The organism is Bacillus mobilis, from assembly GCF_001884045.1.
Taxonomy (GTDB): Bacteria; Bacillota; Bacilli; order Bacillales; family Bacillaceae_G; genus Bacillus_A; species Bacillus_A mobilis.
Window position 1 is genome coordinate 25,660 of sequence record NZ_MACF01000136.1, and the last position, 26,978, is coordinate 52,637.

Below are 26,978 nucleotides of genomic sequence, written 5' to 3' on the forward strand. Positions count from 1 at the left end.
TCAGGGCATTCGCCCCATACTTTGACTATAACGAATGACAACTTACGAAGTCAAAGGAGACTTATCGCCTTTTTATTATCCCTTTCGACAGTTACAGATCAACTTCTACAGAGCGTCAAACTAGAAACTTCCCTTGCTCCTCTATCGTATAAAAGACTTCCAATTTGCCTAACTGTAATTCCTGTCGTATATACATCGTCAACGAGTAAGATATGTTGGTCATGAAACATATCTTCTCCCTGAAAATAAAAAGGATTACTTCCCGAAAGCCTTTCTTTACGTTTCTTCTTACTTTGCTTTTCTGTTTCTCTTCTTCTTAATGATGGATAAGAAATTTTGACAGGTAAACAAGCTGCTAATAACTCTGCCTGATTAAAACCACGTTCATATTCCCGTTCCCTACTAAGTGGAACAGCAATAACACTTGAAACACTCGTAAAATGCTTTTGAAATAACTCCCGAAAAGATCGATGAAAAATATGAACTAACTCTGCATCCCCCCGAAACTTAAACTGTGCTACTATTTCTTTCATCTCATCATCGTACACGTGCAAAGAACGATTTTTAAAAGGACGATATTTCTCCTTGTTTATCCATCTTATGCAATCTACACAAATATCATTTTCTTTATATTCGGAAGGCAAGCCCTCTAAAGGTCGCCCACATTCCATACAAATGTCTCCTATAATATAGGAAAGTTTCTGCTCACATCTATCACATATATATTTTTTATGAGGCTTTACAAAGAAGGTGTACCAACTAACTGTTTCCAATATATACTCATCGCAAAGTAGACAATGCATCAATCGATTAATCCTTGTTCTTTTGCCTTTTTGTTCATACTTTGAATATGTTTTTTCGCACGTACCATCGCCTCTGTCTTACCGTAATGAAAATAAACGACCTCGCCATACGGTTCTTCAAAACTACGACCTGCTCGGCCTGCAATTTGTACGAGTGCACTTTCCGAAAAGATTTCTTCTTCCGCCCCTAACACCGCAACTTGTAAATTCTTCACAGTTACTCCTCTCTCTAAAATTGTTGTTGTAACTAATAATGGAATTTCTCCCTTTCTGAAAGCTGCTACTTTTTCTTTTCTCATCGGATCTTCTGCATGTACACCATCGATTCTATGATCCAACACTTTCAATAATAGGCTCATTTCTTCTATATATCGCACATGAGGAACAAATAAAAAAATAGGATGTTTTTTGTTTACGTACATTTCTAACCATTGTAGTAAAACTCGAGGGATTTTTTTATGATGGAGGCTTTTCTTCCAATTTCCGCACCAGCAAAATAGAGGAACTGGTAACGGATGACGATGATATCGTCCAGAGACAATGATACCTTTTTGCTTTCCACTTCTGAAATTACGTTTCCACTTTTCATCGGGAGTTGCCGTTAAATAAATACGTGCCGCTTTCTCTTTCATCGCTTGTTGCACTGCATACTGTAACATTTGATCTGCATGATACGGGAAGGCATCAATCTCATCTACAATCATGACATGAAACGCTCTATAATAACGTAACAATTGATGCGTCGTTGCAACGACTAACGCTGCATCTTTTTCACGATCTACACTCCCTCCGTATAAAGCAGCTACATTTATATTAGGAAACACTTCTTGTAATCTCGGTGCTAATTCCAGTACAACGTCTGTTCTTGGCGTTGCAATACAAACTCTTTCTCCTTTTTGAAGTACCTTTGCAATACCGTAAAATAACATTTCTGTTTTTCCAGCCCCGCATACAGCCCAAATAAAAAAAGATTCTTTCTGCTTAATCGCTTCTATAACACCTTGCGCGGCCAACTCCTGACCAGTAGACAAAGTTCCGTTCCACTGTAACGAATTTAAACTTGTTTCACCTTTTCTTTCCGCGATCCCACGAACGAGTACAGTACATTCACTAACTCTTCCCATCGTGATACACTTCCGGCAATACGTACACACTTTACTGCACCTTTTACATGAAAATGATGCAAATAGTCGCTGCTCTATATTTCCGCAGCGCTGACATATATATTTAGAAGGCTTCTTTTTTATGCCTTGTACACATACGACCTCTCCCTTCTTTTTCAGATCACTTAATTCTCTCCGTAAATCTGAAGAAAGTTCTTCTAATAGCAACTGTTTTCCAGCAAGCATCAGCAACCACCTCCAGCACTACTATAAACCCTTCTCATAATCTCGTAAAAACTCAAAAAAGCCGATAACCTACTTATAAAATAGTAAGCTATCGACTTTATACACATGTTTTATTCGTTTATAAATCCTAGAATCTACCGTATCCTAAGAAATGTTTTTGGTTGTAGCTACTGCTTAAGCTAGCGTAAGCAATCCCTTTATCACCAGCATGAATCATTTGGCCATTACCAACATAAATACCGATGTGAGATGGACCTGGCTTATAAGTACCTTGGAAGAATACTAAATCTCCAGGTTGTGGGCTACTTACTTTAGAAACTGAATTCCAGTAACCTGCAACGTCTTGACGTCCTACACCGAAGACGTAAGAAATAAATCCACTACAGTCAAAACCACCGTTTGATGGAGATGCACTTCCCCAAACATACGGTAAACCTAAATATTGTTGTGCTTTACCAATTACGCCAGGAGCTGGAGCTGGGCCTGGTGCTGGCTCTGGTTTTTTCGTTTCTTGCTTAGGTGCTTCTTTTTTAGGCTCTTCTTTTTTAGGTTCTTCTTTTTGAGCTGGTGCTGCTGGCTGAGCAGGTGCCGCTTGTGCTGGTTGAGCTTGCGCATCTTTAGCAGCTTGCTCTGCTTGTTTTTGAGCAGCAGCTTCTTGTGCAGCTTTTTCTTGTGCTTCTTGTTCAGCAATACGTTGTAATTGCAGTGCTTGTTTTTCAAGATCTTTCAATTGACTTTCCGTACTTGTCATTGAAGTTACAACTGTATCCATTTTGCCGCTTAAATCATTTACTGCTGTTGATTTTTTCGCTTTTTCAGCGTCAAGTTCTTTCTTAGCAGTTTCAATTTGAGCTTGTGCTTCTTTTAATTCTTTTTGCTTTGTTTTTACCGTTTCAACGTCTTTTTTCACGTTCGCTTGATCTTCTTGTTGTGTTTTCATGATATCTTCATCAGACTCAAGAATTTTAGAAACAGAAGCTAAACGATCAACTAGATCTGCAACGTTTTTAGAGTTTACAAGAACTTCTGTTACAACATTTGTGTTTGGTTGTTCTTGAAGCGCAACTAAACGTTTTCTTAATAACTCTTCACGTTTTGCAATTTTCGTTTGTAGTTCTGCAATATCTTTATTTTTATTTTCGATTAATTGCTCCGTATCAGCAACTTTTTTCGTTGTTTCATCAAGCTTTGAAGCATTCTCTTGAACAGACTTATCTAAACCTTGAATTGTTTTGTTTAAGTCATTCATTTGTTTTTGTAATTCATCACGTTCTTGTTGTTGTTTATGTAAAGTGTCATTTTGTGTATTAATTTGTGATTTCACGTCAGTAATTTTATCTTCTGCAAATACATTTGGTGTTAGTCCTGAAAACATTAACCCTGCAACTAATGCGCAAGATGCCATTTTTAGCTTTTTCATTTTATTTTTTACACCGCTTTCTTTTGTCTTTTTTCCGTATATAACCTATAAAATTTATACCATAATTCGGGATTTTTTTTGCTAATGTTACGCTATTGTAAAACAAATGTAATATTATATGTAACTCTATCTCAAAATATGCATATTTTTGTATATGTGTGTAGAATTTTAAAAGCTTTTTATAAGCAAAAAAAAAACGCAAGGTTTCCCTTACGTTTTGTTACATACACTAATACAAATGAAATCAAAACGTTATTTCATCCATTTCTCAGCCCAATTTTGGACTTCATCCATAACACTTTCTAATGCTTTCCCTTTTTCAGTTAAGCCGTACTCGATTCGAACTGGTACTTCTGGATAAACATTACGAACTACAATGCCTTCGCTTTCCAATTCCTTTAAACGCTCTGACAACATACGATCGCTCATATTTGGTATAATATCTGCGATTTCTCTAAAACGTTTTGACTCTTCAAGCAAAGATTTAATAATTAAGCCAGTCCATTTCTTACTAAGCAAAGTAAAAGCTGACTCAAACTTTGGACATAAACAAGAATTATGCTCCATATGTTTCACCTCTCCTCCATTATAATATAGTCTCTTGTAAAAAGTAAGTTATAAAACTTTCCTCGTTAATTTATTTTACGTACATTTTACCATTTCCAAATATTAACTTGTCAACTACACGTAAAATATCCGTAAAAAAACCCTCTTAAAAAGAGAGCTTTTTATATCTTATTACTTCGTATACCACCCAAGACCTAGCGCACCTTCACCTAAATGCGTACCAATTACAGCACCGAAATAACCTGTGCGGATTGTGACATGAGGATATTTTGCTTCTAATTCTGCCTTCCATTCATTCGCTTCCTCTTCACGTTGTGCATGAATGATAACTGCTTCCATAGGTACACCTTTACTTGCTTGCTCATCAAAAATTTCAACAATTCGTTTTAACGCCTTTTTACGTGTACGAATCTTTTCAAATGGAATAATGATTTTATCTCTAAAATATAAAACGGGCTTCACTTGTAACAAACTACCAATGAAGGCTTGCGCACTATTTAATCGTCCGCCACGTTGTAAATGATGTAAATCATCTACTACAAAATAAGCGTCCATCGTTTTCTTCATTTCATCAAAACGGGCAACGATCTCTTTCGGATCTTTTCCTTCGCTTGCTAATTTTGCCCCTTCACGTACATAGAATCCTTGTACTTCACAGCTAATTTCAGAGTCGTACGTATATACATCAATACCCTCTACCATTTGCCCGGCTGTCGTTGCCGTTTGATATGTACCACTAATCCCACTTGAAAGATGAATGCTAATAACCGCATCATAATCCTTCGATAGTTCTTCAAATAACTCAACAAACTTTCCGATTGCTGGCTGAGAAGTTTTCGGAAGTTCTTCTTGCTCACGTACTTTTACATAGAAATCATCTACTGAAATTTCAGCTTCTTCTTGATAAGATTCCGTTCCAAATACAACGTTTAATGGAATCATATATATATTGAGTTCATCACGAATATGCTTCGGTATATATGCTGTACTATCAGTAACAATAGCTGTTTTCATTTGCGTACCTGCCTTATAAAAAAGTTTTTATTCCCTAAGTTTACACGAAAACTAAAAATGGTGCATCCATACATGAAAATGCCGATTTGAAATTATACTAACCACCTCGACAAATTACAACAAAAAGGTGAAATACTCACCAAAAATTTCAGCTTATTTATAAAAAATGTTTGAATATAAAAACGCCCGCTTTTAAAATGTAAAGTACTAGTCATTTTGATAGATAGGGGCGTATACGAGTGTTATTACAATATTTAACAATCAAAGACTACGGTGAACACGAAATTGTCATTCAAAAATCAAGATTTATCTGTTATGTTAGCAGAGCTACAACTGAAGAAGAAGCTCAAGAATTTATACAAAAAATAAAAAAACAAAATTGGAATGCCACACATAATTGTTCTGCGTATTTGATTGGCGAACAAGATCAAATCCAAAAAGCAAATGATGATGGAGAACCTAGCGGCACAGCTGGTGTACCTATGTTAGAGGTCCTAAAAAAACGCGGTTTAAAAGATACCGTCGTTGTCGTTACTCGCTATTTTGGCGGCATCAAACTTGGCGCAGGTGGATTAATTCGCGCATATGGAAAATGTACAAGTGAGGGTATTAATCATATTGGTGTCGTTCAGCGAAAACTAATGCGTGTTATGCAGACCGAAATTGATTACACATTACTTGGCAAAATTGAAAATGAATTACGTAATTCGAAATATGCCATTAAAGATATACATTATCTCGAAAATGTCACATTTGATACGTATGTAGAAGAAGATGGAAAACAAGCATTCACAGATTGGATGATTGAATTAACAAATGGGAAATGTACAATTACAGAAGGAGATATGTTGTACTTAGAACAAGATGTTATCTAAGAATAACTATATTATCACCTCTAAAGATTAATGTAGTGAATTACTTCCCTACAAATGAACTAAGGAGATTATATATGGAAGAACGTTATTATCATCTCCAAAATAGCAGAATAAAAAAGAAACGAAGAAGAAAGTTTTTCTACTTCCTTATTTTCGTATTTTTATTTGGCGGTGTAGGACTTTATATATTAAATTCCTACTCTTCTCTCATGGGGATGTATAGTGGTTTTACTCGTCAAAAATCGGACTTGAGAACCGAAGATGTAGAAATTACAAAAGAGCCTTTTACACTCCTCATTATGGGTATAGAAGATTATGCAACGGACGGTCAAAACGGTCGTACAGATTCATTAATGTTTGCGACAGTCAATCCTAAAACGAAAAAGATTTCGCTTATGAGTATCCCTCGTGATAGTCGCGTTCCAATTGTTGGTAAGAACAAAGAGGACAAAATTAACGCTGCACATGCTTACGGCGGAGAAGAAATGGCAATCAAAACGGTCGAAGGTTTTCTAAAAGTTCCTGTAGACCATTATATTAAAATTGATTTCCAAGGCTTTAAAGGTATTGTTGATGCTGTTGGCGGTGTTACCGTTGATGTCCCATTCGATTTTTGGGAGCGTTCGGACATGGATTACTACAAAAAAATCGAATTTAAGCAAGGACAACAAGACTTAAATGGTGAAGAAGCACTCGCATACGTACGTATGCGAAAGCAGGATCCAAACGGCGATTATGGTCGGGCCGCTAGACAAAGACAATTACTAGCAGCTGTTGCTCAAAAACTAAATTCAGCCTCTACTGTATTTAAAATTAAAGATTTAACGACAGTCGTTGGAAAATATATAAAAACTGATATTCCTATTTCAGACGGACTTGCTCTTTACAATAAACTATCTGGGTTTGATCCTTCTACAATACAAACACTCAAACTCGAAGGAGAAGACAAAAAAATAGGCGGTATTTATTACTTCCTTCCAGATCCAATCGGTGTAGAGACAGTACGTAACGAAATTAAAAAAGAGTTAGGAGAAAAAGCGAACACTCAAGAAAATCCAACTACAAAAACCGAATCAAATCCTAACTCTAACGAAAAAGTAAAGAAAGAAACGAACCAAAACCAGAATCAGAACAAAACACCAATTGAGCCACCTCCTTCTACGAATGCTCATGCAGAGTGGATTATGAGAAATCAGCAATAACAAAAGGAGCCAAATCGTATACGATTTGGCTCTTTTTTATTTACTTATTAAAGTGTTGTAAAATTGCTTCTACAATACGCTCTGATGCACGGCCATCACCGTAAGGATTAGATGCTTTTGACATCTTATCATGAGCTTCTTTATCTGATAACAATTCATCAGCAAGACCAAAGATTGTCTCTTCGTCTGTTCCTGCTAATTTCAATGTACCTGCTTCAATACCTTCTGGACGCTCTGTTGTATCACGAAGAACAAGAACCGGTACACCTAGTGACGGTGCTTCCTCTTGTACACCACCAGAGTCAGTTAACATTAAGTATGAACGAGCTGCAACATTGTGGAAATCAATTACATCTAACGGCTCAATTAAATGAATACGACCATGATCGCCTAGAATATCATTCGCTGTTTCACGAACAACAGGGTTCATATGAACAGGATACACAACTTGTACGTCTTCATGCTTATCAACAAGACGTTTAATTGCACGGAACATATTACGCATTGGCTCTCCTAAGTTTTCACGACGGTGAGCTGTCATAAGTACAAGACGATCACTTCCAAGTTTCTCTAGTACAGGATGACTATATGTTTCTTTTACAGTCGTTTTTAGTGCGTCAATCGCTGTATTTCCTGTTATGAAAATGCGTGACTCATCTTTATTTTCTTTCTGTAAGTTCGTTGCTGATTTTGATGTAGGTGAGAAATGAAGATCTGCCATTACACCTGTTAGTTGGCGATTCATTTCTTCTGGGTATGGAGAATATTTATCCCATGTACGAAGTCCTGCCTCGACATGACCTACTGGAATTTGATTATAGAAAGCAGCTAAACTTGCAATAAATGTTGTCGTTGTATCACCATGTACAAGTACGATATCCGGCTTTGCTTCTTTCATTACTTTATCTAAACCTTCTAACCCACGCGTTGTAATATCAATTAAAGTTTGGCGATCCTTCATAATATTCAAATCGAAATCTGGCGTAATTCCAAAGATACTTAATACTTGATCTAACATTTGACGATGCTGTGCTGTTACAGTCACAATCGATTCAATTTTGTCTGGATGCTTTTGCAACTCTAACACAAGAGGTGCCATTTTAATTGCTTCTGGACGTGTCCCGAAAATTGTCATTACTTTTAAACGTTCAGTCATTTCATTGCCTCTTTTCTTTCACTAGTTACAAATTCTATTATGACATATAAGAATATACATGAATACATACCTTTTTAACGAATAATGGATAAGTCTCTCTTACAAATACTTTCTCTTCCAACCGAATAATAATCTATCCCTTGTTTCTTGACATCCTCAACAGTATAACAATTTCTTCCATCGAATAAAATAGGCTCTCTCATAAGTTGTTCGTACTTTTCTAACGGATAAGCTCGGATAGCCTCCCATTCTGTCATGATAAAAGCCGCACACGCCCCTCTAATCGATTCATCTATACATTCGCTATATTGTATAGTCTCTCCAAAGATGTTTTTCATATTTGGAATCGCCTTCGGATCATATAGAACTACGTCCGCACCTATATGAATTAATTCTTGTATCATAATAAGAGACGGTGCGTCTCTTATATCATCCGTATTCGGTTTAAATGCCGCTCCCAGCACCGCAATCCGTTTCTTGTTCATATTTAATACTTTCTTCGCTTTCTCAATCAATAACAACTGTTGTTTATTATTCACTTCAATGACTGCTTTTAACAAACGAAAATCATGCGCCACATTCCCTGCAATTTGCACAAGGGCCTTCGTATCTTTCGGAAAACACGATCCCCCATAACCAATACCCGCATTTAAAAATGACGCCCCAATTCTCTTATCCATTCCCATCCCTTGTGCAACGTCTAATACATCGGCTCCTACCTTCTCACATATATTTGAAATTTCATTGATAAAACTAATTTTTGTCGCTAAAAAAGCATTCGATGCATATTTAATCATCTCTGCACTTTTTATATCTGTAACATACATTTTCAAGCGTAATTCACTATACAAATTCTCCACTTTTCGTGCCGCTGCCTCATTATCTGCTCCAATTACAATACGATCTCCCTGAAAAAAATCGTAAATTCCTGAACCTTCCCTTAGAAATTCTGGATTCGATACGATATGTAATTCATATCTATTTTGTAATTTTTCCTCAATCCATCCTCTCATAACATCATTTGTACCTACAGGAACCGTACTTTTCGTAACGACAGTAATGTCGTTCGTCGCATATGTTCCGATATCATCACAAGCACTTCGAATATATGTTAAATCCGCTGTCCCATCTAATAAAGATGGAGTTCCAACTGCAATAAATATAAATTCTGCATCGTAAAATGCTTTTACCCTACTTGTTGTAAAAGTTAAACAATCATTCTCACACGCATCATTTATTAATTCATATAAACCCGCTTCATAAATAGGCAAATCCCCTTGCTTTATCCGTTCAATTTTCTCATCATTTATATCAAAACATGTGACTGAATGGCCTAACATTGCCAATCCTACTCCTGTAATCAATCCAACGTATCCGGTACCAATTATCGTAATTTTCATTTCCTTTTCGCACAGGAATATACAATAGAAAATATACGAATACATAGAATTCTCCCTGTGCTTCCCCCTCTCACATTAAAAATGAGAAAACTCCTTTACTTCTTTATTATATGAATTACTTTTTCCATTCTTTTTTAAGTTTTTGTAAAATTGCATGCAAGAATATGTAATGCAACTTTATTCAGTGAGGGCATTCATCCCCAACTAAATTTTGAGGCGGAAACCTTACTGCCCGTTCATGCAGATAAATTCCCACATTTTAACACGGGATTTACTCATTTCTACGTGTAACACTTATAATACTGAAATAAAAGTATTCACTATCGAAGAAATAGAAAAAATGTCATATTCCAAAGCCCAATACGATTAACCTTCTCAAACGATTCAACATTCTGTATACAATTGTCATATATTCTATCTGCTTCCATTTGCCGTACAAAGAAAAAAAGATTGAATTCTAATCTTTTTGTGATACCATATGTTATGAGCCTGTAAATAAACATCATAATTTTCAGATAAATACATTTTAAAAAAATTACGTTAGACTATAAAAGGGTGGGGTATTAATGGACTCACAAGTGATTTATGCCATTTTGGCATCTTTCATCACTGTACTCGTCGTTACTCCTTTAGTTATTAAGTTAGCTTTTAAAATAGGAGCAACAGATAAGCCAAACGCGCGTAAAGTGCACCAAAAAATTATGCCTCGTCTTGGCGGATTAGCGATATTCATTGGTGTAGCTGTAGGATTTGTTGTCGGCGGCTTATATGAACAAAGAATGTTATCGATAACGCTAGGTGCGATTATCATTGTAATCATCGGTATTTTAGATGATATGTACGAGTTATCTGCGAAGGTAAAATTCGGTGGACAACTATTAGTTGCCATGATGATTGTAAAAAGTGGATTATTAGTGCAAATATTATATATTCCAATCCTCGGGGATACTGAACTGGGATGGCTTGCTTATCCAATTACAGTATTTTGGATTGTAGGTATTACAAATGCAATCAACTTAATTGATGGCTTAGATGGGTTATCTGCTGGTATTTCATCTATCGTACTTGCAACGCTAGCATATATGGCCTTCACTAGCCCATGGGGCACTGGAGCTGCTATTATTTTACCACTAGCATTAATTACATTAGCAAGTACAATTGGATTTTTATTCTACAACTTCCATCCAGCAAAAATTTTCATGGGAGATACAGGCGCACTATTTTTAGGATACTGTATTTCTGTCATATCGTTACTTGGATTATACAAAAGTGTAACGTTATTCAGCTTTATCGTTCCAGTTATCATTTTAGGCGTACCTGTATTTGATACGACATTTGCAATTATCCGCCGTATCGTAAATAAAAAACCTATTTCAGCACCAGATAAATCGCATTTACATCACCGTTTACTTGCAATGGGCTTCTCTCATCGTAAAACGGTACTAATTATATACGCATTTGGTATTTTCTTTAGTGTAAATGCAATCATTTTCTCTAGTGCGACATTATGGTTATCCATTATTCTTCTTTTCGTTTTAATCTTCTTTACAGAGATTATTGCTGAAGTAATTGGGCTTGTACATGAACGTTACAAACCACTTATTTCCTTCTATAAAAAAGTGAAAAAACGCGAAGACTAATTGTAGTATAGCCTTTACAATTATGAAATATTCAAATAGCATCCTCTTTCTTATAAGAGGATGCTATTTTTTATTTTTTACTCCTCATTTCATATTTCCAAAATATAGTTTGTTTGAGAGTCCCACTATTGGAGAAAGATATACATAATAAGAAAAGGATTATATTTTCTTTTTTACATCTTGATTGTCAAACTGAGGGTGAATGTTATGATCAAGCGAGTATTTCAATACATTATTTTATTTTTAACAATTACTATGTACGCGTCATCTCATGCAAGGGCAACTACAATGATTCCTGCTGAACATCATCCAAATACTGAAACTACCTCTCCTATCCAAAAAATCGCGTACTTAACATTTGATGACGGACCAAACAAATATACTACGCAAATTTTAAACATCTTAAAAGAAAAGAACGGAAAAGCAACTTTCTTTGTTATTGGTGGAAAAGTGCCACATTATAAAAAAACAATGCAACGATTAATTAAAGACGGACATTATATCGGACTTCACAGTATGTCACACGATGTAAAACGCCTTTATACTGGTGATCCATCTGCTTTAATTACAGAAATGGAACAAACACAAACCATTGTTCAGCAAGTTACAAAATTAAATACACATCTCGTTCGTGTCCCGTACGGTAGCATGCCTTACTTAAAAAAGAATTACCGTGATGCACTTGTATCCGCCCAGTATAAAATGTGGGATTGGACAATCGATACATATGACTGGAAAAGCTATGACAATCCTTCTGCCATATTAGAAAGAGTACGTAATCAGAGCGATGAACAAGTCGAAGTGATTTTAATGCATGATTCGAGTGTAACCGTACAAATACTGCCACAAGTAATTGATTACTTACAGTCACAAGGATACAAACTTCTTCCCTATAATCCGTCTTCCCATCTCGAAGTGAACTTTTGGAAAGACACAAGATTGTAACAGCTTTAGTGCCTATATGCTAAAGCTGTTTTATTTTTCTCTTCCCACCCTTCCCATTTTTGTGTAAAATTTTAAATAGTGATGAAGTTTCGAGGTGAATAGAAATGAAACGAATAGATCTCATTTTTAACGCAATACAAGAAGGCAATTATACAGAAGGTGTAACCGCATCAGAACTCGCTACCCTGTTGCAACTAGATCGCGCCAATGTAAGTAGCGACTTAAACAAACTTGTAAAAGATAAACGTTTATTAAAAACAAATACGCGTCCTGTTCGTTTTTATATAGAAACGAACGCTTCGTTGGAAACGCATTCAAAGGAAACAACTTCATTAGATACATTTGCAATTGAAAATACAAGCCTTAAAATCGCAATCGAAAAAGCGAAAGCTTCTATTCTCTATCCTCCCAACGGTATGCATACTTTGCTGCTAGGAGAAACAGGAGTCGGAAAATCTATGTTCGCTTCTTTAATGCACGAATATGCAATTGAAGTTGAACAGCTTCCTAAAAATGCACCATTTATCGTCTTTAACTGTGCTGATTACGCAAATAATCCACAGCTACTACTGGGGCAGTTATTTGGGATTAAAAAAGGAGCTTATACAGGGGCAAGTGATCAAAAAGGGTTAATTGAAAAAGCACATGAAGGGATCCTTTTCTTAGATGAAGTACATCGTCTTCCTCCAGAGGGACAAGAAATGCTTTTCACCTTTATTGACCGCGGGGTATACCGCCGCCTTGGAGAAACAGAAAACGAGCGTAAAGCACAAGTACTAATCATTACTGCAACAACAGAAGAACCAAATTCATTTTTATTAAAAACATTTACAAGACGTATACCGATGACCGTTACGCTACCACCACTTCGTGAGCGTACACATAAAGAACGATTTGCTTTACTGCAACTATTTTTCACAAACGAAGCGATACGTCTGCGAAAAGAAATTCACGTTAGCCCGAATACAATGCGTGCCTTCGTCTTTTACAATTGTCCCAATAACATCGGTCAATTAAAAACGGATGTACAAATTGCCTGTGCGAAAGCCTATTCTGACTTCGTGACAAAGAAACGTGATTCTGTCTATGTTTCAAGTACAGATTTACCTTGGTATATGAAAGAAGGGCTATTCATTGAAAGAAAGAGCCGTCATCTATACCAAATACCAAATGAAACATTTGTATTTACGGGTAATGAAGGTTGGAGTAATCATAAAATAGAAAATGAAAAACAATCTTCTATATACGATTATATTGATTATAAATATGAAGAACTTCAAGCTCGCGGTATTGAAGAGGACGAATTAGAATTACTAATAGAAAATGATATTCAAAGCTTTTTCGTACAATATTTTAACCAAATTTCTAAAAAAACAAGTCATGAAAATGTTTTTAAAATTGTGGATCGTAATATCGTTTCCGTTTGCGAAAAAATTGCGTTACTTGCTGAGAAGCATTTATCTAAGACGTTTGACGAAAAAGTATTTCTCGCTTTAAGCTTACATGTACAGACAACTCTACAACGTTTGCAAGCTGGAAAACAAATTCATCACCCACAATTAAATCAAATTCGTACAAAATATAAAGAAGCTTTTTCCGTAGCGATGCAATGCATTCAACTACTGGAGGATGAATTACAAATAACAATGCCTATTGATGAAGCAGGCTTTTTAACAATGTTCTTCGTTGTTGATCCAATTCCTGCCTCACAAACAGAAGTAAAAGTATTAATATTAGCGCACGGTAACGGCATCGCAACAGAGATGGCAAACGTCGCAAACGAACTTCTCGGCATTGAAGAAGTAACTGGTATTGATATGCCGTTACATGAATCGCCGAAAGATTTCCTAGAGCGTGTGAAAGTGTATATGAAAACACTCCAAAATGTAAATGGGCTTCTCTTACTCGTTGATATGGGCTCTCTCGCTTATATTGGGGATATATTAGAAACTGAGTTCAAAATCCCGGTACGTGTTCTTTCCATGACAAGCACCCCACATGCACTAGAAGCAGCTCGAAAAGCACAGCTCGGCTACTCGTTAGATGCATTATATGAAACAGTGAAGAACTTAACACCGTTTTACTTAAACGTACAAGAAGAAAAGAAAAAGCCGCTATCACCAATGAAATCTGTTATTTTGACAGCTTGTTTAACTGGGGAAGGCAGCGCTTTAGCTATTCAAAAAATGTTAGAGAACTATTTGCGATTTGACAAAGACTTAATTGAAATTATTCCGATTAGTATCGTCCATGAAAAAGATTTAACAAAAATGATTGAGAACATAAAAAAAGAGCGGAATATCATTTGTATCGTCACAAATTTCGATGTGCAAGTGCCATGCTTGACATATCATTTCCAAGACATTGTAAACTACACAGCGATTCAGCCAATTCAAGAATTAATTACGTATGAAGAAACATATGCAAAAATGGCTGATATTCTTGAACAACAAATGCAGCGGAACGACGGAGCATTACTTATTAAAACAATTCGTTACGCATTAAATACAATTCAAGAATTAATTTCCTTACAGCTAACTCCCGACAGCTTAATGGGTGTAATTCTGCATATGAGCTGTATGGTTGACCGTCTTCAAAAAGGAGAAAGCCTCCTCCCTCATCCAGATAAAGAAAAACGAAGACAAGATGAGTACTGGATGTATATGAAAGTGAAAAAAGCATTACAACCAATTGAAAATACATTTGAAATACAAATACCTGATGACGAAGTGTTTTATGTCATGGACTTCTTCATTAAAAATCAGCCTGTAAAAAATTAATCGAGGCAGTTGTTTAAGTATATCGACCGTAACACGAATTATATCAGCGCTTTTTCAAATATATCGATTTACCGGCAATAATCGCTACAATTTGCACCTAATAGCAAAAAAGGCTGTTCCAAAATATGGACAGCCTTTTTTCTACTTCTTTACTTTCCTGATTCTCCCCCTGATTTCGCCCTTCTTATTGGACTTCGTATACACATTTACATATACATTCGCCTGAATGATTTCTTGAAGTAAGTTATCAAACGCTCGCCCCTGTAAAGGCCCTTCAAAATCCTCCACATTGACTACACCGGTCACGACTCCTTCACTTACACTAATACCTTGCTTTAGCGGACCAAACAAATTCAAAACAACTGGACCAATTTGATCCGCTTTCCCTAAATGAATTTGGCATGATGTAACTTTTTCGATGTTTTTCAATATGACCCGATATTGTAATTTCTTTAAATCATCACTAAATATAAACTCTGTTACGCCATAAGCTTCTGTATTTACAGGAGGTATTTCCCTCTTGCCTGTTAACCTCGCAAAGAAATGTGTTGTCATACGGGCATTCTCCTTATATAAATTTCCCAGCACTACTTCTACTACTTTATGGTTTATACATAATCATTTATGACTTTTTCAAGTTTTAATTACGAAGAAAAGATTCACACAATCTTTACATTAGAATCGTTCCTTTTGCTTTACTACCTCTTGTATAATGCACTTAGAAAAACATCCTAGGAGGTCATTTTGGAAAATAACACATACACTTTTCGCACATTATTAGAGATTTTTCTCGTCTCATTTAAATTAGGACTTACTTCATTTGGTGGTCCTGTCGCCCATCTCGGCTATTTCCACCACGAATACGTACAAAAAAGAAAATGGATGGATGAAAGAAGCTATGGAGATTTAGTAGCACTATGCCAATTCCTTCCTGGCCCTGCTAGCAGTCAAGTCGGTATGGGGATTGGATTATTAAGGGGCGGGGTATTAGGAGCTATTATTTCATGGATCGGATTCACTTTACCGTCTGTGCTTGTTTTGGTTTTCTTCGCCTCGTTCCTTAATCAGTTCGATCTTGGAAGTGCTGGCTGGATTCACGGGCTAAAACTTGTAGCAGTCGCTATTGTTGCTCATGCCATATGGGGAATGGCGCAAAAATTAACGCCAGACCGAAATCGCGCGACGATTGCGATTGTAACTGCCGCAATCGCCTTATTATGGCCAAGTAGCTGGACACAAGTTATCCTCATTATAATATCTGGCTTTATCGGCTGGTTTTTATATCGCAACCAACCAATTAGCCAATCTCAACATATAAAAGTACCTATTTCAAAAAAGATAGCAGTTTCTTGTCTCGTCTTATTCTTTGGACTATTACTGCTGCTACCAATATTAAGACCGTTCTCCTATTACATCGCTTTATTTGATAGTTTTTATCGCTCTGGTGCACTTGTATTTGGAGGCGGACACGTCGTGCTTCCCCTTCTTGAAGGTGAGTTCGTACAAAACGGAATGCTGACGAAAGAACAGTTCCTAGCTGGATACGGATTAACACAAGCCGTACCAGGCCCACTATTTACATTCGCCTCTTATATAGGAGCAGTGTTAAATGGGACGCTTGGAGCCACACTCGCAACAATCGCGATCTTTCTTCCTGCTTTCTTACTCGTTATTGGTGTTTTACCATTTTGGGATAGTGTAAGAAAAATACCTTTCATACAAGGTGCACTACTTGGGGTCAATGCAGCTGTTGTTGGTATTTTATTAGCAGCTTTTTATGATCCTATTTGGACAAGCACCATTATGAACGCTGTAGATTTTGTTTTTGCGTCTCTTCTATTTTGCTTGCTCGCTTTTTGGAAAACACCACCTTGGGTTATCGTTATACTCGGAGCCTTCGGCGGATATATTCTATCCATCTTGTAAGTACAAAAAAACGACGGCATGATATAGCCGTCGTTTTTCTATTAAAACTTCACAAGTTCTATTCCTTCAGGCAACTTGCTCTCCGTTAAAATACGCAATTCTTTCACACGATCCATTACGTAAGAAGAACGCTTCACAAGCTCTGGATCAATATAAGCTGGATGAACCATAATTTCTACCGTTTGTTCATCTTGTACTCTTTCTTTTAACTTCACAAAGTAATCTTCCGTCACACCATCCGCGTAAAAGTCACTGTAAAATACGTCAGAAAATGGGCGTACCGCTCGCTCTTTCTCACAACGACGAATCGGAACATTATATGTAGCCGCTAATCTCTCAAGAACATCGTGCAAAATCGGTAAGCCGTGCACGTGATGGTGACTATCTAAATGAGTTGGTGTTAATCCATAAGATAGGAATTTCTCAATTTGAGCAGTCCACTCTCTCTCAACTTCTTCTGGATTTACATTCCCTTTCCATACGACGCTTTGTTTATGAAACAATCCATCGCTACTTACAAGTGATGGTACATCTCCAAGAAGTGGTTCTCCTGCTGTTAATACGAGATGTACGCCTACTCCGAGTAGGTTATGCTCTTTCGCTAAGCGTACCGCATGCTCTGTCCCTGGCATATTCATCATCATCGTCGTTGAATTTACAAGTCCATTTATATGCCCATCAATAATGCCGTAATTTGTACCCTCTGTAAGACCGAAATCATCTGCATTTACAATTAACTTAATCATCGTAATACCTCCTAATAGAATAAAAAAAGCGGGCTAAATAGCGCCGCTTTATTTTTCTACCTTTTTGAAGAACTGTGGAAGATATTCTTTATGAGCTTCCAACATTTCATCTAAAATTTGTTTTGCAACTTTATCTGATGGTACAAGTGGATTAATTGTCATAGCAAGCAGCGCTTTATGATAATCACCTGTAACAGCAGCTTCAATTGTTGTGCGCTCAAATGATTTAATTTGCTGTACTAAACCGCGAACTGGTACTGGAAGATCTCCAACCGCAATTGGTTTTGGACCTTCTTTCGTAATAATACAGTTCACTTCAACAGCTGAATCATGTGGTAAGCTTGCAATTGTTCCGTTGTTTCGTGTATTAACAGGCTGGATATCACCTTTATTATTGTAAATAGACGTAATTAAACTACATGCTGCGTCACTATAATAAGCGCCGCCACGTTTTTCTAATTGTGGTGGTTTAATATCTAAGTTCGGGTCTTTATATAATTCGAATAAATCATCTTCTAATTGTTTTACTACTTCTGCACGTGTACCTTTTTCAACTGAAGCTTCTTTCTCTTCTTCTAACATTTCACGTGTTTTGTAGTAATAACGGTGGTATGGACATGGAATTGCGCGAAGGCCGCGAATAAAGTCTGGCTCCCAGTTAAGCGCTGCAATATTTTCCATCGTAATTTGCTTTTCTGGATCTGTTACAAGCTCTAACACACGATCCATTACACTTACGCCATCTAAATATACATCTAGTCCGTATACCATATGATTTAAACCTGCGAAATCAACGTGGACACGACTCGCATCTACTTCAAGTAATCTTGCAAGACCCATGCGGATTCCGATTGGAACGTTACATAGACCAACTACTCTTTGAATATTTGTATAACGAAGGACAGCTTCTGTTACCATACCAGCTGGGTTCGCGAAGTTAATTAACCATGCATTCGGACAAAGCTCCTCCATATCCTTACAAATATCTAAAATAACAGGAATCGTTCTCAGCGCTTTGAATAAACCACCAGGACCATTCGTTTCCTGACCGATTACATCATATTTTAACGGGATTGCTTCATCTTTTGCACGAGCTTCTAATAAACCTACGCGAAGCTGCGTTGTTACGAAATCAGCACCTTTTAATGCTTCACGGCGATCAAGTGTTAAATGTACCTCGATTGGTAAACCAGATTTTTTCACCATACGTTTCGCTAAGTTACCAACGATTTCTAACTTTTCTTTTCCTGCCTCAATATCTACTAACCAAATTTCACGAACAGGAAGCTCATCATAACGCTTAATAAATCCTTCAATTAACTCTGGTGTATAACTAGATCCACCGCCGATTGTAGCAATTTTAATTCCAGTCATGCTTTATTCCCCTTTCGCTTCTAACTTTTTATAAAGGTCAATAAATTCTGCTGCTAATTCTTTCACTGTAATCGCATTCATTAAATGATCTTGTGCGTGAATTAAAAGAACACTAATCTCTGTTTTTTCTCCTCTTGCTTCTGATTGTATGAGCTCTGTTTGGAAATGATGCGCTTCATTAATCGCTTCTTTCGCCTTTACCATCGCTTCATCAGCCTCTGCCATTTTCCCCTGTTTGGCAAATTGAAGTGCCTCCATTGCAAAGCTTCGTGCATTACCACTATTTAAAATTAATTGAAATGGAATTTGTTCTGCTGTAGTCATCATAATTACCGCCCTCTCTATTATGGTTCAACCGATTGAAATACCCCTTCAGTTTGAACATTTCTATTACATTATTATTTTATGAATGATAGTTTGGTGTTCTTGTAGATGGTTCTCATCTTTCTGAACATGATATAAAGGTGATTGTTCTCACAGATAACACTATCTGTGAGAACAATTACTATGTTACATAGGTACAGAGTTGTTATTTCCTTGTGCTGCTGCTTTTTCAGTACGAACAACAGAACGGTCGCATAATACAACGAATGGATAGTAGATTACCATCGCAATTACAAAGTTGAATAACTGTAGGAGTGCACCTGAAAGATGTCCACCTGTTACAAGATAACCACTAATAATTGGTGGTGTTGCCCATGGGATCATCACAACTGTTTTTGGTACCCAACCAATAGATATAGCTGTATAAGAAGTAATTACTAATACAATTGGTGTTATGATAAACGGTAAGAATAAAATTGGATTTAAAATAATTGGTGTACCAAAGATTACTGGTTCGTTAATGTTGAATGCACCAGGACCAATTGATAAACGAGATACACCGCGTAATTGCGCACTTTTCGCTACAAGTAATACAACGACTAAGAACGCTAATGTTGCACCAGAACCACCAAGATATACGAAAGTATCAAAGAATGGTTTTGTAACAATGTTTGGAACATCAAATGCAGATGTACCACCTTTGAATAAATTCATGTTTTTCTCTAATGCCGGTAAGTATAATGGCTCAATAATACCACCAACGATATTTGGCCCATGTAAACCGAAGAACCAAAGAAGATGAACAAGGATTACAATGATAATTGCACTTGGTAATGTCCCTGCTAAACTTTGCAGTGGTGATTGAATCGTATTAAAAATAAATTCATGAACACTTGTACCAGCTAATTTCACTGCTAATTGAATACCTGCAACTACTGTTAAGATAACAAATGCTGGAACTATAGCTGCGAAAGATCTTAAAACTGCTGGTGGTACTCCATCAGGCATTTTAAAAGTAATGTTTCTTTGTACAAAGAAACGGAATACCTCAGTAACAAGAAGTGCCACGATAATTGCTACGAATAGCCCTTGTGCACCTGTCCAAGCTAAGTTCAATCCGCCTTCTTTCGGTGTTGTTGGCGTAAGAATAATTAACGCACCAAATGAAATAATACCTGCTGACAAACCATCAACGCCGTAAGATTTTGCTAAGTTATAACTTGTTGTAAATGCTATGATTAGTGCTAGAATTGCGAAAGAACCAGTCCACATTCCACCGCCAACTTGTTTCCACGTTTCACCAAACAAACCTTTCATGAAATCTTGGAAAACTTCAGACGGAAAACCATTAATTAGTGATGCCAGTGCACCAACTAAAATAAGTGGCATAACTGCAATAAATCCATCACGGATCGCAGCTAAGTGACGTTGCGATCCGATTTTACCAGCGACAGGAACAATATACTTCTCCATAAATGCAATAAACTTTTGCATTTTGCTTCCCCCCTAATTATTTTTTAAGTGTTAATGCGTGATCTAAAACTGCTTCTCCATTCATCATGCCGTAGTGCATTGGATTAATAACATCGATTCCAACATTTCTCTCATCAGCAAGCGTTTTCATTGAAGAAAGCATGTAACGAACTTGTGGTCCTAGTAATAATACATCTGCTTGATCGATATTTGTTTTTACTGCATCCCCAGATACAGCCCAAATCTTTCCTTCTAGACCGCGAGCTTTTGCAGCCGCTTCCATTTTTGTAACTAGTAAACTTGTAGACATCCCTGCTGAGCAACATAATAAAATATTCATTTGAAAATCCCCCTTGTGTAGTATAAAAAATTTATGTTTTATTTATTTTTCTTTACGCTATTTATTAATGCAATTAGCGTGCCAACTTTTCAAAACCACTAAAATCAGCACTTTTTCGACTGTTTTCTTTGTGTGTTAACGCTTTCAATTAGTGTGTCACCCCAAAAACACACAGTGTGTTATAAAACAACACGCTTTTAACACATAACTGTATGAAAATAGATTAGTGTTTAGTTGTCTAGTTGTGTTTAAAACAAAAACACAGTAATTTTTTTAAAAAAAGCGTAAAAATATTATATTTCAACTCAAATCAAAAACAAATACCTATTGAAGACACTCGTCTAGTTATTGTCCAGTCAAACTCTATTAAATTACATAGAATAGAAGAAAATAAAGTATTTTGAAAGGGGATTCCAATGCCAAAGCATAGAAAAAAGAATAGAATGAAGATTTATAGAATACAGGTTCCAAATAAATGGTATAAACAAGAAGAGGATTCTGAATTAAATCCCAACACGGATACACTAGATCAACAGGACAAGCAAGAGAAACAAGACAAACAGGACAAACAAGACAGACCTGATAAACAAGACAGACCTGACGAACCGGCTAAATCAGATAAACACGATGAGCATGACAAGCAAGTACAATCGGAAAATGTAATAATAGTACCCACAAATTCACAAAGCTTAGATGTATGGGATGAAATTTCTCTAAAAGAAATACAAACTGGTGAACATACAAGTTTATTTGAAAAAAAAAGTAATTATCAAAACATTAATTTACTCCAAGTAAGCGACATTCGTCTATATTTGGATAAGCAACTACAATTTAGTTCCGTCGATGAGCAAATTTATCATGAAGCACTTGTTCATCCGATTATGTCAAAGGTAATAGATCCTAAACGCGTTCTCATCTTAGGCGGTGGCGACGGTCTTGCTTTAAGAGAGGTTTTAAAATATGAAACAGTTCTACATGTAGACCTTGTCGACTTAGACGAAGAAATGATTACGATGGCTCGCAATGTTCCAGAATTAGTTTCTTTAAACCAACGTGCATTTTTTGATGAGCGTGCAAATGTACATGTATGTGACGCAAAAGAATTTCTGAACTCTCCTTCCTCTTTATATGATGTAATTATTATTGATTTTCCTGATCCAGCGACGGAATTATTAAGTACTTTATATACAAGTGAACTATTTGCTCGTATAGCTACGTTTTTAACAGAAGATGGGGCATTCGTCTGTCAATCTAATTCACCTGCTGATGCACCTCTTGTATATTGGGGTATCGGTAACACAATTGAACATGCCGGATTAACTGTGAAAAGTTATCATACAATTGTCCCTTCTTTCGGAACTGACTGGGGATTTCATATCGCTGCTAACTCTGCCTATGTACTCGATCAAATTGAGCAATTATATGTTGTTCCAACTCCTCGAACATTACCTTCTCTTCTTGCTCCTTTGTTTCAATTTAAAGAAGAAGTTTTAGAACACCGTAACCATGCCGTTTTAAATTCTGAATCTAATCTTACCCTACATCATTGCTATCAAATAGAAATGGAGTTTTGACAAGGAGGGTATAAATATATGGAATATTCTACGTTCGGGCGTCATATAATAGTAGATTTATGGGGTGTGGATTTTTCTCTATTAAATGATGTTCATTTTTTAGAGCATCATCTAATAGATGCTGCGAATCGCTCTGGTGCTCACGTTTTAAATGTAAATAACAAAGAATTCCACCCATATGGAGTAACGGTATTACTTTTATTATCAGAAAGCCATCTCTCTATTCACACTTATCCTGAAAAGAGATTTGCAGCAATTGATTGTTATACTTGTGGCACATCTGTCGATCCTCAAGAAGCCATTGATTCTATAATAAGCGTATTAAAACCAGAGCGTATGCATATAAAAAAATTAATTCGTGGTGTAGGAGAATTTGTTACTATCGATTAATTACCATTCCCATTTTCCACGAACAAGGAGGTTTGTTAATATGAAAATACCATCAGTGGAGCTCATAACACTCCACTGATGGTACGCACACATACATAATTTATTCATCTTAATTGATGATTTAGTTTTGTGATTTTTCGTTTCCAATATAACGTCATCATAAACCACAAACGACGCAAGTAATAATGAAAGTATCTTTACAAAACATAAAAAAACCTTGCATACGCAAGGTTCATTCCGATACTGACATCTTCCTATATAATTCTACAAATTCACTCGCTAATTCCTTCACCGTAATCGCATTCATTAAATGATCTTGCGCGTGCACCATCAGAAGGGTAACTTCGGTCTTTTCACCACCAGCTTCTTTCTGTATGAGCTCCGTTTGTACACGGTGCGCCTCTTTTAATTCCTCTAACGCTTCTTGTAATTTCGCTTCCGCTTCTGTAAACTCTCCACGCTTTGCACAATCAATTGCTTCCATTGAACAACTTCTCGCATTTCCCCCATGCAAAATTAAATGAAAAGCCTTTGTCTCTATCGTATCCATTTTAGTTCTTTACTCCCCCTTTTCTTCCGCCACTTTTTGTTTATCCCATATTTTTAAGAACGGTAAATAAATGAAGAATGCAAGCGCAAAGTTAACAAGTTGTAACACAACACCTGAAATTTTCCCGCCCGATCCTAAATATCCACTAAATAGAATTGGTGTCGTCCAAGGAACAGCAGCCCCGCTCGGACGAGCAACTAATCCCCATTCCATTGCAAAGTAAGAAACAATCGTTAACACAACCGGAACCAATATAAATGGAATTAGTAAAATTGGGTTCATGACAATCGGCATACCAAAAGTTACCATCTCATTAATATTAAATATACCAGGTGCAATTGACAATCTACCTAAACTTTTTAATTGCTGACTTCGTGCAAACAATAACATTCCAATAACTAAAGCAAGTGTCGCACCAGATCCGCCCATATAAATCCATAAATCAAAAAACTGGGCAGTAATCGTATTTGGTATATCTTGCCCTGCTTGGTAAGCAATTCGGTTTTGATCCATTAACGACAACCAAACTGGACTCATTACACCACCAACAATAGTAGCTCCATGAATTCCACATGACCAAAGAACATGAACGAGAATAACAGCTATTATTGCACCCCAAAGACTAGCACCAAGTACACTAAGTGGTTCCTGTAAAATTTGCCCCACAATATTATGGATACTGCCAAAAGAAGTATTTTCTATAATTAGGCGTAAAATCCAAATAACCGTTACAACAATAAATCCTGGAACAAGCGCGGCAAATGAACGTGTCACAGCTGGCGGAACTGTCTCTGGCATCTTTATAATGATCTTTTTTTGTACAATAAACCGATAAAGTTCAGTAGATATAAGTGCAATAATCATTGCTACAAATAACCCTTGGCTTCCCATTAACGCAGCTGGGATAGCACCTTCTACAAGTACACTCTCTTTTGTACTTGGTATAATATATGCAACTTGAAATGGCGTCGCAAGTAAAAACGTCACAAGCGACAATGCCCCGGATGCTAAAGCGTCCACTTTATAATATTCTCCAAGTCTGTAAGCGATTCCAAAAACAGCTATTAAAGCCATTATATTAAAAGTTGCACTAACTGGATACCCCAAAGCCCTCTGCCAATTCTCCCCAAACAAACCTGCCATAAAATCATTATAACCTGGTATTGGTAAAGCACTAATGATGAGGAAAAATGATCCTATAATTAAGAAAGGCATCGTCAATACAAGTCCATCACGAATTGCTAGCAAATGCCTCTGTTCTGCAACTTTTCCTGCTACCGGCATTACATATTTCTCTAAAAACCGTATCATCTATCCCACTCTCCTCATGGTTTCATTGACAAAGCTGCTTGTAAGATAGCTTCTCCATTACAAAGCCCGTAATGGGCAGATTGAATGACCTCAACAGGTACGCCCTTCTCCTTACATAATTCTTTCATTTTCGGTAATAAATAACGTACTTGCGGTCCAAGTAAAAGCACATCAGCTTCATCTATGTGACTATTTACTTCAGAACCTGATACTGCCCAAATCTTTACCTCTATTCCTTTTGCCTCTGCTGCTTTCTCCATTTTTGTAACAATCAAACTGGAAGACATTCCCGCTGCACAGCAAAGTAAAATATTCATTCCGTTTCCCTCCCCCTTTTTCCAAACCTAAATTACGACGCATCCCTTGCCGCCACTAGGTTACAAATATATATGTCTAGATTGCCTGCTGTATGCCGAGCTTAAAAACAAAAATTTCTCGGTTTTCACGCTATTCTATCTATCATTATTCTCCTAGTAAAGAGGACTCTAACTCGCTATAATAATTCAGTATGATTTTTTAATTGATAGGAGGATATATTTATGAAGGCATATCGCTTTCCACTTATTTTATTATCTTCTATCCTAATTGGTGGTTTCATTGGTTATTTCATGGGTGCCGATGCAGTTGCTTTAAAGCCGCTTGGTGACATTTTCTTAAACTTAATGTTTACGATTGTTGTACCTTTAGTGTTCTTTAGCATCGCGTCATCTATTGCTAATATGGATGGATTAAAACGTTTTGGTAAAATTATGTCTAGCATGGCTGGGACTTTCTTATTTACGAGTATTTTAGCTGCTATTTTTATGATTATTGTCGTGAAAGTATTCCCGCCAGCACAAGGTGTTGTATTGGAACTAACGCAGCCTGATAAAGCTGAAAAAGCAGTTAGTGTTGCAGATCAAATCGTTGGTATTATAACAGTATCTGACTTCTCAAAGTTACTATCTCGTGAAAATATGTTAGCTCTTATTTTCTTCTCTATTTTAATGGGGGTTGCAACTTCAGCAGTTGGTGAAAAAGGAAAACCATTCGCTACATTCTTACAAGCTGGTGCAGAAATTTCAATGAAAGTTGTATCATTCATTATGTACTACGCTCCAATCGGACTTGCTGCTTACTTCGCAGCATTAGTTGGTGAATTCGGACCACAACTTCTTGGAACTTACTTCCGAGCAGCAATGGTATACTATCCAGCGTCTCTAATTTACTTCTTTGTATTCTTCACGTTCTATGCATACCTTGCAGGTCGTAAACAAGGTGTACAAGTATTTTGGAAGAACATGGTATCCCCTACAGTTACATCACTTGCAACTTGTAGTAGTGCTGCTAGTATTCCAGCGAACTTGGAAGCAACGAAGAAAATGGGTATCTCTTCTGACGTTCGTGAAACAGTTGTCCTTCTTGGATCTACACTTCATAAAGACGGATCTGTTTTAGGCGGCGTACTAAAAATCGCTTTCTTATTCGGTATTTTCAACATGGAATTCGAAGGACCGAAAACATTAGCAATTGCACTTGTTGTTTCTCTTTTAGTAGGAACAGTAATGGGCGCTATTCCAGGTGGTGGTATGATTGGTGAAATGTTAATCGTTTCTCTATACGGCTTCCCGCCAGAAGCATTGCCCATTATCGCAGCAATTAGTACAATCATTGATCCTCCTGCAACAGTGTTAAACGTAACAGCAGATAACGCTTGTGCCGTAATGACAGCTCGCCTTGTAGAAGGTAAGAACTGGATCAAAAACAAATTTGCTTAATAAAATAGAAAGAGGATGCTCATTTGGAGCATCCTCTTTTTGTCGTTATTTGTTGATAAGTC

At 36.8% G+C, this 26,978-nt stretch carries 25 protein-coding genes; 9 read left to right on the forward strand and 16 right to left on the reverse strand.

What is annotated here, in order from left to right; translation table 11 throughout:
- Nucleotides 1-98: 98 nt before the first annotated feature.
- From BAQ44_RS26345 to BAQ44_RS26365, 5 genes are all read right to left on the reverse strand, one after another.
- On the reverse strand, nucleotides 99-803 hold the full coding sequence (locus tag BAQ44_RS26345; protein ID WP_071724658.1) for a ComFC family protein: 705 nt from the start codon (nucleotides 801-803) through the stop codon (nucleotides 99-101).
- Complete coding sequence (comFA, locus tag BAQ44_RS26350) at nucleotides 803-2,152, reverse strand: ATP-dependent helicase ComFA (protein WP_071724660.1); 1,350 nt, start codon at nucleotides 2,150-2,152, stop codon at nucleotides 803-805. Before comFA ends, BAQ44_RS26345 begins: the two co-directional genes overlap by 1 nt.
- A gap of 127 nt (nucleotides 2,153-2,279) precedes the next feature.
- Entirely contained in the window at nucleotides 2,280-3,572 is a 1,293-nt protein-coding gene (locus BAQ44_RS26355; protein WP_071724661.1) for a C40 family peptidase, read from the reverse strand.
- 252 nt (nucleotides 3,573-3,824) lie between these two features.
- Nucleotides 3,825-4,139, reverse strand: a complete 315-nt coding sequence (locus BAQ44_RS26360) for a winged helix-turn-helix transcriptional regulator (RefSeq protein WP_000400858.1) — start codon at nucleotides 4,137-4,139, stop codon at nucleotides 3,825-3,827.
- A gap of 171 nt (nucleotides 4,140-4,310) precedes the next feature.
- Nucleotides 4,311-5,153: a DegV family protein gene (locus BAQ44_RS26365; protein WP_061679332.1), complete on the reverse strand. Its 843-nt coding sequence runs from the start codon at nucleotides 5,151-5,153 to the stop codon at nucleotides 4,311-4,313.
- 239 nt (nucleotides 5,154-5,392) lie between these two features.
- On the opposite strand from BAQ44_RS26365, the gene BAQ44_RS26370 reads away from it, so the two are divergent.
- Entirely contained in the window at nucleotides 5,393-6,028 is a 636-nt protein-coding gene (locus BAQ44_RS26370; protein WP_071724663.1) for a YigZ family protein, read from the forward strand.
- Nucleotides 6,029-6,102: 74 nt separating this feature from the next.
- Nucleotides 6,103-7,230, forward strand: coding sequence for an LCP family protein (locus BAQ44_RS26375; RefSeq protein WP_063262256.1), 1,128 nt, complete (start codon nucleotides 6,103-6,105; stop codon nucleotides 7,228-7,230).
- 40 nt (nucleotides 7,231-7,270) lie between these two features.
- Here BAQ44_RS26375 and wecB read toward each other — a convergent pair whose 3' ends face one another.
- Complete coding sequence (wecB, locus tag BAQ44_RS26380) at nucleotides 7,271-8,386, reverse strand: non-hydrolyzing UDP-N-acetylglucosamine 2-epimerase (RefSeq protein ID WP_071724664.1); 1,116 nt, start codon at nucleotides 8,384-8,386, stop codon at nucleotides 7,271-7,273.
- A gap of 74 nt (nucleotides 8,387-8,460) precedes the next feature.
- Nucleotides 8,461-9,831, reverse strand: a complete 1,371-nt coding sequence (locus BAQ44_RS26385; protein WP_084669650.1) for a UDP-glucose dehydrogenase family protein — start codon at nucleotides 9,829-9,831, stop codon at nucleotides 8,461-8,463.
- 521 nt (nucleotides 9,832-10,352) lie between these two features.
- Here BAQ44_RS26385 and BAQ44_RS26395 point away from each other — a divergent pair.
- The 3 genes from BAQ44_RS26395 (at nucleotide 10,353) to BAQ44_RS26405 (ending at nucleotide 15,151) form a co-directional block, all read left to right on the forward strand.
- Nucleotides 10,353-11,426, forward strand: a complete 1,074-nt coding sequence (locus BAQ44_RS26395) for a UDP-N-acetylglucosamine--undecaprenyl-phosphate N-acetylglucosaminephosphotransferase TagO (RefSeq protein WP_061679337.1) — start codon at nucleotides 10,353-10,355, stop codon at nucleotides 11,424-11,426.
- Nucleotides 11,427-11,633: 207 nt separating this feature from the next.
- Nucleotides 11,634-12,371 carry a polysaccharide deacetylase family protein gene (locus tag BAQ44_RS26400; RefSeq protein WP_071724667.1) on the forward strand — a complete coding sequence of 246 codons (738 nt, stop codon included), beginning with the start codon at nucleotides 11,634-11,636 and terminating at the stop codon, nucleotides 12,369-12,371.
- Between the two features lie 104 nt (nucleotides 12,372-12,475).
- On the forward strand, nucleotides 12,476-15,151 hold the full coding sequence (locus tag BAQ44_RS26405) for a sigma-54-dependent transcriptional regulator (protein WP_063262258.1): 2,676 nt from the start codon (nucleotides 12,476-12,478) through the stop codon (nucleotides 15,149-15,151).
- 141 nt (nucleotides 15,152-15,292) lie between these two features.
- Here the strand turns inward: BAQ44_RS26405 and exsM are convergent, their stop codons facing one another.
- On the reverse strand, nucleotides 15,293-15,706 hold the full coding sequence (gene exsM / locus BAQ44_RS26410; protein ID WP_071724668.1) for an exosporium regulatory protein ExsM: 414 nt from the start codon (nucleotides 15,704-15,706) through the stop codon (nucleotides 15,293-15,295).
- 189 nt (nucleotides 15,707-15,895) lie between these two features.
- Here exsM and BAQ44_RS26415 point away from each other — a divergent pair, with 189 nt between their 5' ends.
- Entirely contained in the window at nucleotides 15,896-17,077 is a 1,182-nt protein-coding gene (locus BAQ44_RS26415; RefSeq protein ID WP_071724669.1) for a chromate transporter, read from the forward strand.
- A gap of 41 nt (nucleotides 17,078-17,118) precedes the next feature.
- Here BAQ44_RS26415 and chbG read toward each other — a convergent pair whose 3' ends face one another.
- The 5 genes from chbG to BAQ44_RS26440 form a co-directional block, all read right to left on the reverse strand.
- Nucleotides 17,119-17,823 (reverse strand): chitin disaccharide deacetylase, encoded by a 705-nt coding sequence (chbG, locus tag BAQ44_RS26420; protein ID WP_071724673.1) that lies wholly within the window; start codon nucleotides 17,821-17,823, stop codon nucleotides 17,119-17,121.
- A 48-nt stretch (nucleotides 17,824-17,871) separates the two neighbouring features.
- Entirely contained in the window at nucleotides 17,872-19,197 is a 1,326-nt protein-coding gene (celF, locus tag BAQ44_RS26425) for a 6-phospho-beta-glucosidase (RefSeq protein WP_000145768.1), read from the reverse strand.
- 3 nt (nucleotides 19,198-19,200) lie between these two features.
- A complete protein-coding gene (locus BAQ44_RS26430) occupies nucleotides 19,201-19,524 on the reverse strand; it encodes a PTS lactose/cellobiose transporter subunit IIA (RefSeq protein WP_000989050.1) in 324 nt (107 codons plus the stop codon).
- A gap of 183 nt (nucleotides 19,525-19,707) precedes the next feature.
- Nucleotides 19,708-21,015 carry a PTS cellobiose transporter subunit IIC gene (gene celB, locus BAQ44_RS26435; protein ID WP_063262262.1) on the reverse strand — a complete coding sequence of 436 codons (1,308 nt, stop codon included), beginning with the start codon at nucleotides 21,013-21,015 and terminating at the stop codon, nucleotides 19,708-19,710.
- 16 nt (nucleotides 21,016-21,031) lie between these two features.
- Nucleotides 21,032-21,334 (reverse strand): PTS sugar transporter subunit IIB, encoded by a 303-nt coding sequence (locus BAQ44_RS26440; RefSeq protein WP_001023569.1) that lies wholly within the window; start codon nucleotides 21,332-21,334, stop codon nucleotides 21,032-21,034.
- A gap of 416 nt (nucleotides 21,335-21,750) precedes the next feature.
- Here BAQ44_RS26440 and BAQ44_RS26445 point away from each other — a divergent pair, with 416 nt between their 5' ends.
- Nucleotides 21,751-22,908: a polyamine aminopropyltransferase gene (locus tag BAQ44_RS26445; protein ID WP_071724675.1), complete on the forward strand. Its 1,158-nt coding sequence runs from the start codon at nucleotides 21,751-21,753 to the stop codon at nucleotides 22,906-22,908.
- An 18-nt stretch (nucleotides 22,909-22,926) separates the two neighbouring features.
- Nucleotides 22,927-23,298: an adenosylmethionine decarboxylase gene (speD, locus tag BAQ44_RS26450; protein ID WP_071724677.1), complete on the forward strand. Its 372-nt coding sequence runs from the start codon at nucleotides 22,927-22,929 to the stop codon at nucleotides 23,296-23,298.
- 232 nt (nucleotides 23,299-23,530) lie between these two features.
- Here the strand turns inward: speD and BAQ44_RS26460 are convergent, their stop codons facing one another.
- Genes BAQ44_RS26460 through BAQ44_RS26470 form a run of 3 tightly spaced genes read right to left on the reverse strand, consistent with a single transcriptional unit; the run spans nucleotide 23,531 to nucleotide 25,476 of the window.
- Complete coding sequence (locus BAQ44_RS26460; protein ID WP_000379646.1) at nucleotides 23,531-23,848, reverse strand: PTS sugar transporter subunit IIA; 318 nt, start codon at nucleotides 23,846-23,848, stop codon at nucleotides 23,531-23,533.
- A gap of 9 nt (nucleotides 23,849-23,857) precedes the next feature.
- Nucleotides 23,858-25,159: a PTS cellobiose transporter subunit IIC gene (gene celB / locus BAQ44_RS26465; protein WP_063262265.1), complete on the reverse strand. Its 1,302-nt coding sequence runs from the start codon at nucleotides 25,157-25,159 to the stop codon at nucleotides 23,858-23,860.
- Nucleotides 25,160-25,173: 14 nt separating this feature from the next.
- Nucleotides 25,174-25,476 (reverse strand): PTS sugar transporter subunit IIB, encoded by a 303-nt coding sequence (locus BAQ44_RS26470; protein WP_071724679.1) that lies wholly within the window; start codon nucleotides 25,474-25,476, stop codon nucleotides 25,174-25,176.
- 222 nt (nucleotides 25,477-25,698) lie between these two features.
- Here BAQ44_RS26470 and BAQ44_RS26475 point away from each other — a divergent pair, with 222 nt between their 5' ends.
- Nucleotides 25,699-26,916, forward strand: a complete 1,218-nt coding sequence (locus BAQ44_RS26475; RefSeq protein WP_061679350.1) for a dicarboxylate/amino acid:cation symporter — start codon at nucleotides 25,699-25,701, stop codon at nucleotides 26,914-26,916.
- Nucleotides 26,917-26,978 lie beyond the last annotated feature (62 nt).